Genomic DNA, 7,244 nt, shown 5'->3' with positions numbered 1-7,244 from the left:
AAGCGGCTGGCGGCGCAGAAGCCGGGGCCTGCGCTTCGGGCGCAGGGGGCGTCCCAGGCGTAGCAGCTGCCCCAGCCGCAGCAGGCGTCCCGCCCGCAGCCAGCGGCCTCAGTCCGCTCGCCTTGCGCATTTCGTCCCGCACAGGCGTGGCGGTCGGCTCCACGCCGCCCAGCGCCTTCAGCCCGGCGACGACATCCTGCCAGTTCAGATGTTCATTCGCATGACGCCGCACATGGATCTGCGGCGCCCACAGCCCGATTTCGCCGATGTACACCTGCCGCGCAATCGGCTCCAGTTCGAGCCGGCTGACGGTCAGGGCGCTCCACGCGGCCAGGTTGCCGCCGGACGGATCGCGCAAATCCAGGCGCCGCAGCCCCAGGTCGCCGACGACGCGGATCTTGGGCGGCGCGTCCTTGGGCTGCTCGAAAACGACTTGCAGGTTCGAATCCAGTAGCGCGCTCTCGACCTTGAACGGCAGCGGCATCGGCCAGACGTCGGCCCACTTTTCCAGTTGCAGGCCGTCAAAGGCCACGCGCAGCGTGGATGAAGGCACCACGTCGAATGGCCGCGCCACGCCGGTCAGGTCGAACGGACTGCCGTTGATACGCAGGTGTAGGCGCGGCTGCACATCGATGTCGGTGGCATAGCCGAAGGTCGAGATGAACGGGATGCCGATGGCGAACTCGTCGACAACCTGCTTGCGGCCGGTGACCTTGTCGTCCAGCGTGATCGTGCCGTTCTCGATCACCATGTTGTTCAGCGAAAAACGCGGCAGGCCTTCGTCCGGCTTGGGCGGCTCGTCAGGCTTGGCGGCGGCCAATTCGGCGACGCGTTGTTCTATGTCAGAGAAATTGAAGCGCAGGACGTCTTCGCGGACGATGGCGATGGTAGGCTGCCGCAGCGTCAGACGATCGACCACCGGCGCGAACCAGAACAGCGATGTCCACGATGCGCTGGCATCCAGTTCGGCCAAGGTCAGCAGCGGCGTCTGCGCGCCGGGCTGCGCCACGGCAAGGTCTTGCGCGCGGACGGTCAGCGTGAAGGGATTGAAGGTGATCTTGCCGACGGACACGTCGCGGCCGATCATCTTCGAGACATCGTCAGTCAGAACGCCGTGCAGCACCTTTGGCACTTGCCAGGCCGCAACGCCAAACAGAATCAGCACGAACGCCACAATACCCAGGAGAATCTTGCCGGCGCGTCGGGTGAACCGCAGCTTGGGCATCCGCACGGGCATCGAAAGTCTCCTGATACATATTGAAGGCGATCCAACCTTCCACTGACTGCAGGCGCGATTATCGCGCCCCCTTTACTGCTCGTCTATCATAGGCGGAACAGCGGACCCGGCCGGCTTGCCCGGCCCCGCTCTTTTCATTCATTAACAATTCTTGATCCCGATTTCCATGTCCGAGACCACCCCCACCTTGAGTCACCTGGACGAAGCCGGCCAGGTCCGCATGGTCGACGTCATCGCCAAGACGGACACCGAGCGCGTGGCGGTCGCCGCCGCCAGCATCCGCATGAACGCCGTGGCCTATGGCCTGCTGACCCAGCCGGGCCAGGGCAAGGGAGAGGTGCTGAACACGGCGCGCGTGGCCGCCATCCTGGCCGCCAAACGCTGCGCCGACATGATCCCTCTGTGTCACAGCCTGCCGCTGTCGTTCGTCGGCGTGGAATTCGCCCTGAACGACGCCGAGCATCGCATCGACATCCTGTCCACCTGCCGCACCAGCTACAAGACGGGCGTCGAGATGGAAGCCATGATGGCGTGCAGCGTGGCCGCGCTGACCATCTACGACATGTGCAAGGCAGCCGATAAAGGCATCGTGATCGAACAAGTTCGCCTTAAGTACAAGGCGGGAGGTAAAAGCGGTGAATGGCGCAACGATTAATCTGCTGTACTTCGCGCGCGTGGCCGAACTGGTCGGCAAGCGCACCGAGACCTGGCCCGTGCAGGGCGAATCCACCGGCGCGCAGTTGCTGGCCGAGCTGGGCGAACGCTATCCCCAGCTGGAACCAGCCACGCGCCTGAAGTTGGCCATCAACCAGACGCACGCCAAGCCCACCGCCGCTATCCGCGCCGGCGACGAAGTCGCGGTGTTCGAACCGGTCACTGGAGGCTGACGCCATGATCCGCGTCCAGGAAGCCGACTTTGACAGCGCGGCGCTCACCGTCGCGCTGCGGGAATCCGCCGGCCCCGGCGTGGGCGGCATCGTCACCTTCGTGGGCTACGTGCGCGACTACGCGCCGGACACGCCCACCGACACGCTTTTTCTTGAACACTACCCGGGCATGTGCGAGCGCGAGCTCGAAGACATTGCCGCGACGGCCCGCGCGCGCTGGAACCTGGCCGGCACGGTCATCGTGCACCGCGTCGGCGCGCTGCACCGCAACGCGCAGATCGTGTTCGTCGCGGCGGCAAGCGCCCATCGCGGCGACGCCTTCCGCGGCTGCGAATACATCATCGACGCGCTCAAGACGCGCGCGCCCTTCTGGAAGCGCGAAACCCTGGCGGGCGGCGACAGCTTCTGGGTGGAACAGCGCCAATCCGACCAGGACCGCACGGACGCCTGGGACGAAGACACTGCCGACAAAAAGGAGAATCCATGAGCGAAGCCATCCCGGTCCCGTTGGGCTGCGGCGTACTGACGATCAGCGACACGCGCAGCGCGGGCGATGACACGTCCGGCAACCTGCTGGCGAACAGCCTGGCGCAGGCCGGTCACCAGTGTGTTCGCCGCGACATCGTGCGCGATGACATCTACCAGATCCGCCGCGTCATCAGCGACTGGATTGCCGACCCGGAAGTGCAGGTCATCCTGACCACCGGCGGCACGGGCTTCTCGCATCGCGATCACACGCCGCAGGCCATCCTGCCGCTGCTGGACCGCGAAATTCCGGGTTTCGGCGAACTCTTCCGCCAGATTTCCTACACCGAGATCGGCAGCTCCACGATCCAGTCGCGCGCGTTCGCGGGGTCGGCCAACCAGACGCTGATCTTCTGCCTGCCCGGCTCGAACAACGCTTGCGAGACCGCCTGGACGAAGATCCTTCGCGAGCAGCTCGACAGTGGCCACCGCCCCTGCAATTTCGCCTCGCAGTTCAAGAAACACGAAGAAGAAGCCTGACACCCATGCTGGATTTCGATCAAGCTCAGACCCTGCTGGCCAACGCCGCCGCCCCCCTCCAACGCACCGAGCACGTCGACCTGGCACAGGCCAGCGGCCGGGTGCTTGCCACCCATCTTGACGCCACGGTGGACATTCCGCCGGCCGACAACAGCGCCATGGACGGCTATGCGCTGCGCCTGGCCGACTGGAGTCCGGAAGCGCGACTGCCGATCCAGCAGCGCTGCTACGCCGGCGACGTGCCCGAGCCGCTCAAACCCGGCCACGCCATCCGCCTGTTCACCGGCAGCGTGATTCCCGCGGGCGCCGACGTGGTCGTCATGCAGGAAGACACCACCGAAGCCGACAACCACGTGCAGATTTCGCGGGAACCGAAGCCGGGCCAGCATATCCGGCGCCGCGGCGAAGACACGATGGCGGGCGCCGCGCTGCTGCCGGCGGGCACCTTGCTGCAGGCCGCGCACGTTGCTTTGCTGGCCTCGCAAGGCATGGCCACCGTGCCCGTCTACGGCCAGCTTCGCGTCGGCATCCTGACCACCGGCGACGAACTGGTCCTGCCGGGCCAGCCGCGCGCCACGGAACAGATCTACAACTCCAACGGCCCCATGCTGGCGGCGATGGTGCGCGGCATGAGCGCCCTGCCCGTCCACGTGCTGCATGCGCGCGATACCGAGGCCGACCTGCTGGCCGCCTTCAAGACGCTGCTGGCCGATTGCGATCTGGTGCTGAGCGTGGGCGGCGTGTCGGTCGGCGAGCGCGATCTGGTCAAGCCGGCGCTGGCCGCGCTGGGCGGCGAGCTGTCGCTGTGGAAGGTGCGCATGAAGCCCGGCAAGCCGGTGGCGCTGGCGCAGATCGACGGCAAGCCCGTGGTCAGCCTGCCGGGCAATCCGGTGTCGGCCTATGCCGTCTTTGCCACGCTGGTGACGCCGCTGATGCGCCGCATGCAGGGCCGCGAAGACATCTTCCCGCCGGTCAGCCAATTGCCGCTGCGCACCGCGCAACCGCGCCAGGATGGCCGCGAGGAGTTCCTGCGCGTGCAGTGCCGGGTGGCGGACGAAGGCGGCAGCGAGCTCGTGCCGTACGGCCATCAGGGGTCGGGCGTGATCAGCTCATTGCCGTGGTCCACTGGCTTGGCGCGATTGCCGGCGGATGTGCTGGTGCAGGACAGGGACGCGGTTTCGTACTACGACCTGCGTCACTGGCTGGCGTAGCGTTCCGCCAGCGCCAGATCCTCTGGCGTGTTGACGTTCATGAAGGCATGTCGCGGCGCGTCGTCGAAATTCGCTTCGACCGCGCCCGCCCTCGCCTGCCACAGCCCGACCTTGCGGTCACCGCCGCGCAGGTAGGCCAGCAATTCAGGTAGCAATGCCGTGCGCAGCGCCATGCAGGCGGAATGCCGCTGGCCATGCGCGACGGCATAAGCCATTGGCGCATCTGCGGCGAGTGCCGCGTCAATTAGGCGAACCGCCAGATCGGCGGGCACGAATGGGGTGTCGCACGGTGAGACGACCAGCCATTGCGGCGTGGCGGTATCCGATGCGGTGCGACGTTTTCCGGTGCTGTCGGGGATCAAGTCCAGCGCATTGCGCGTGGCCGCATCACCTTCCGTCGCAGATACCGACGCCAAAGCCGCCGCAATACCCATCAACGGCCCTTGCCAGTCGCCCAGTTCAGGGGCATCGTCCGCCACCACCTCGCCGTACTGCGCATACACCGGCGCATGCCGGTTCGCGCTGATGATCAAGCGTCCGACCTGGGGCTCCAGACAACGCGCCACGTGCGCCACCATCGGTTCGCCGCGCAAGGTGACCAGCCCCTTGTCCTGCCCGTTCATGCGGGAGCCCTGGCCGCCGGCCAGGATCAATCCAGCCACGGCGTCACGCGCAATAGATGGTTCAGCCACCGATGTAGCTCATCTCAATCTTGCGCGACGGGTCAGCCATGTTCTGGCCGCGCAGTTCGGAATAGTTGTCGCTGCGCGCGGACCAGATGCCCGCCAGGATGCGCGCCATTTCCTCGTCCGTCGCGCCGTCGCGCAACGGGGCGCGCAGGTCGTGGCCGTCGTGGGCAAAGAGGCACATGTAAAGCTTGCCTTCAGGCGACAGGCGGGCCCGCGTACAGCCGCCGCAGAAGGCGTGCGTGACGCTGGAAATGACGCCGATCTCGCCGCCGCCGTCCGCATAGCGCCAGCGTTCGGCCACGCGGCCCATCTCGACCGATTCCAGGGGTTCCAGCGGGTATACGGCGCCGATGCGTTCCAGCACTTCGCGCGATGGCACCACTTCGGCCAGGTTCCAGCCGTTGCTGTTGCCCACGTCCATGTATTCGATGAAGCGCAGGATGTGGCCGCTGTGGCGGAAGCGCTCGGCCATGGGCAGGATCTGCCCGTCGTTCAGCCCCTTGCGCACCACCATGTTGACCTTGACGGGGGCCAAGCCCGCTTCCGCCGCGGCATCGATGCCGCGCAGCACGTCGTCCGGCGTGAAGCCGCTGTCGCTCATGCCCTGGAACATGGCCGCATCCAGTGCATCCAGGCTGACCGTCACGCGGGTGAGGCCGGCGCTTTTCAGTGCGGCAGCTTTGCGCCCGAGCACGCTGCCGTTGGTGGTGAGCGTGAGGTCCAGCGGCCGGCCCTGCGGCGTGCGCAAATCGGCCAGCATGCCAACCAGGTTTTCGATGTGCTTGCGCAGTAGAGGCTCGCCGCCGGTCAGGCGGATTTTTTCGACGCCCAACTGCGTGAAGATGCCGCCCAGCCGGCTGATTTCCTCGAAGGACAGCAGGGCCGAATGCGGCATGAAGCTGTAGCTGCTGTCGAAGACCTCGCGCGGCATGCAGTAGGTGCAGCGGAAGTTGCAGCGGTCGGTGACGGAAATGCGCAGGTCGCGCAGCGGACGCGCGCGATGGTCCAGCGCGGGCTGCCCGGGCGGCGGCAGTTCCCCGGGCGCCACGGAAAGCGGCGCGCCGCGGTGATCGGCAAGGAAAATCACTTTGCTCATTGGCACATCATATCCCGGCGGATCGCGGCGCGCGTTCGCGGGGGAACGCCTCTTCCAAGGTCTGCAGCCGCCCGGTATCGCGGGCGTCGTAGCCGACGAGCTGGCCCACGTAACCGACATAGTCCGGCCCGCGCATGATGGACAGCAGATCCTGCATGGCCGGGGTGTCCAACGACGCCTTGCGGATGGCGAAGAAATAGCGCTCGCGCACCAAGGGGATGAAGTCCAGTCCGAATCGGCAGGCCGCCGTTTCAACACCCACCCCGGTGTCGGCCATGCCGCTGGCAATGTGCGCGGCGATCGCCATGTGGGTGAATTCGTTGGTCTCGTAGCCCTGCACTTCGCCGATCGACACGCCGGCGCGCTGCAACATCAGGCCGACCAGATAGCGCGTGCTGGAACCGATCTGCCGGTTCACGAAGCGCACGTCGCGGCGCGCCAGATCCGCCATGCCGCGGATCTGCTTGGGATTGCCGGCGGTGACGAACAGCCCCGTGTTGCGCACGGCCAGATGGATAAGCATGTAGTCGTCCGCATGCAGCCACTGCGCGTAGCGCTCCATGATGGGGGATTCGAAATCACCCAGCGGCACCTGGAAGCCCGCAAGATCGCATTCGTGCCGTTCCAGCGACGCCAGCGCCTCGATCGCAGTGCGATAGCGCAGTTCCAGCCCGGGCGTGCGGCCGCTCATGTGCTGCATCAGCGATTCCACTGCAAAGCCGTGGCTGGCATGCAGGCGCAGGTGAGGTCCGCTTTCGGGCAGCAGGCGTTCAAGTTCCTCTTGCAGTTCGGACGCCATGCTGTCCAGCGTGGGCATCAGCCGCGCCTCGATCCGGCGGTTGGCCCACAGCAGGCGCTCCGCAAAGGGCGACAACTGCGTGCCCTGGCGGCGATTGGTGATGAGAAGTTGCGTGCCGAAGAGCGTTTCGAAGCGCCGCAACACGCCCCAGGCGTGCCGGTACGACAGCCCGCACGCGCGGCAGGCGCCGGCGATGTTGCCGGTGGCGTCGATAGCCGCCAGCAGCGCAAGCATGTCCTGCAACGGCACGGGGGTCGCCTCGTCGTCTCCGCCCAATGTCCATTGCGGCCGCAGGCCGATTCGGAACTTATATGTCATTT

At 66.4% G+C, this 7,244-nt stretch carries 9 protein-coding genes; 5 read left to right on the top strand and 4 right to left on the bottom strand.

The features are described 5' to 3' along the window. On the bottom strand, nucleotides 1–1,237 hold a 1,237-nt coding region (locus B3446_RS14815; RefSeq protein WP_291382938.1), incomplete at its 3' end, for a DUF748 domain-containing protein. Between the two features lie 166 nt (nucleotides 1,238–1,403). Between B3446_RS14815 and moaC the strand changes: the two genes are divergently transcribed. From moaC to glp, 5 genes are read left to right on the top strand one after another with little or no spacing between them, the layout of a single operon-like run. Then, nucleotides 1,404–1,892, top strand: coding sequence for a cyclic pyranopterin monophosphate synthase MoaC (gene moaC / locus B3446_RS14810; RefSeq protein ID WP_175124515.1), 489 nt, complete (start codon nucleotides 1,404–1,406; stop codon nucleotides 1,890–1,892). Continuing rightward, nucleotides 1,873–2,124: a MoaD/ThiS family protein gene (locus B3446_RS14805; protein ID WP_175124514.1), complete on the top strand. Its 252-nt coding sequence runs from the start codon at nucleotides 1,873–1,875 to the stop codon at nucleotides 2,122–2,124. The genes moaC and B3446_RS14805 overlap by 20 nt, the downstream gene beginning before the upstream one ends. Before the next feature lie 4 nt (nucleotides 2,125–2,128). Further along, nucleotides 2,129–2,611 (top strand): molybdenum cofactor biosynthesis protein MoaE, encoded by a 483-nt coding sequence (locus tag B3446_RS14800; RefSeq protein ID WP_291382935.1) that lies wholly within the window; start codon nucleotides 2,129–2,131, stop codon nucleotides 2,609–2,611. Further along, nucleotides 2,608–3,129: a molybdenum cofactor biosynthesis protein B gene (gene moaB / locus B3446_RS14795; protein ID WP_191576053.1), complete on the top strand. Its 522-nt coding sequence runs from the start codon at nucleotides 2,608–2,610 to the stop codon at nucleotides 3,127–3,129. Before B3446_RS14800 ends, moaB begins: the two co-directional genes overlap by 4 nt. Nucleotides 3,130–3,134: 5 nt before the next feature. Continuing rightward, the gene (gene glp / locus B3446_RS14790; RefSeq protein WP_291382932.1) at nucleotides 3,135–4,340 is read left to right on the top strand and encodes a gephyrin-like molybdotransferase Glp; all 1,206 of its coding nucleotides are present in this window, start codon (nucleotides 3,135–3,137) and stop codon (nucleotides 4,338–4,340) included. Here the strand turns inward: glp and mobA are convergent. The 3 genes from mobA to B3446_RS14775 form a co-directional block, all read right to left on the bottom strand. Further along, nucleotides 4,325–4,963 (bottom strand): molybdenum cofactor guanylyltransferase MobA, encoded by a 639-nt coding sequence (gene mobA / locus B3446_RS14785; RefSeq protein ID WP_409558293.1) that lies wholly within the window; start codon nucleotides 4,961–4,963, stop codon nucleotides 4,325–4,327. The genes glp and mobA overlap by 16 nt on opposite strands. Nucleotides 4,964–5,024: 61 nt before the next feature. Further along, a complete protein-coding gene (gene moaA / locus B3446_RS14780; protein WP_291382928.1) occupies nucleotides 5,025–6,125 on the bottom strand; it encodes a GTP 3',8-cyclase MoaA in 1,101 nt (366 codons plus the stop codon). Nucleotides 6,126–6,132: 7 nt separating this feature from the next. After that, nucleotides 6,133–7,242: a substrate-binding domain-containing protein gene (locus B3446_RS14775; RefSeq protein ID WP_191576057.1), complete on the bottom strand. Its 1,110-nt coding sequence runs from the start codon at nucleotides 7,240–7,242 to the stop codon at nucleotides 6,133–6,135. Nucleotides 7,243–7,244: the final 2 nt, after the last annotated feature.

This window comes from Achromobacter sp. UBA5777 (assembly GCF_002418565.1).
Lineage (GTDB): Bacteria > Pseudomonadota > Gammaproteobacteria > Burkholderiales > Burkholderiaceae_B > Achromobacter > Achromobacter animicus.
This window is presented reverse-complemented; position numbering and strand designations above follow the sequence as displayed.

Bases quoted from the DNA above. Each gene is read 5' to 3' on its own strand.
- moaB (WP_191576053.1), top strand. From the start codon at position 2,608: ATGAGCGAAGCCATCCCGGTCCCGTTGGGCTGCGGCGTACTGACGATC.
- moaC (WP_175124515.1), top strand. From the start codon at position 1,404: ATGTCCGAGACCACCCCCACCTTGAGTCACCTGGACGAAGCCGGCCAG.
- moaA (WP_291382928.1), bottom strand. From the start codon at position 6,125: ATGAGCAAAGTGATTTTCCTTGCCGATCACCGCGGCGCGCCGCTTTCC.
- B3446_RS14800 (WP_291382935.1), top strand. From the start codon at position 2,129: ATGATCCGCGTCCAGGAAGCCGACTTTGACAGCGCGGCGCTCACCGTC.
- B3446_RS14775 (WP_191576057.1), bottom strand. From the start codon at position 7,242: ATGACATATAAGTTCCGAATCGGCCTGCGGCCGCAATGGACATTGGGC.
- mobA (WP_409558293.1), bottom strand. From the start codon at position 4,963: ATGAACGGGCAGGACAAGGGGCTGGTCACCTTGCGCGGCGAACCGATG.
- glp (WP_291382932.1), top strand. From the start codon at position 3,135: ATGCTGGATTTCGATCAAGCTCAGACCCTGCTGGCCAACGCCGCCGCC.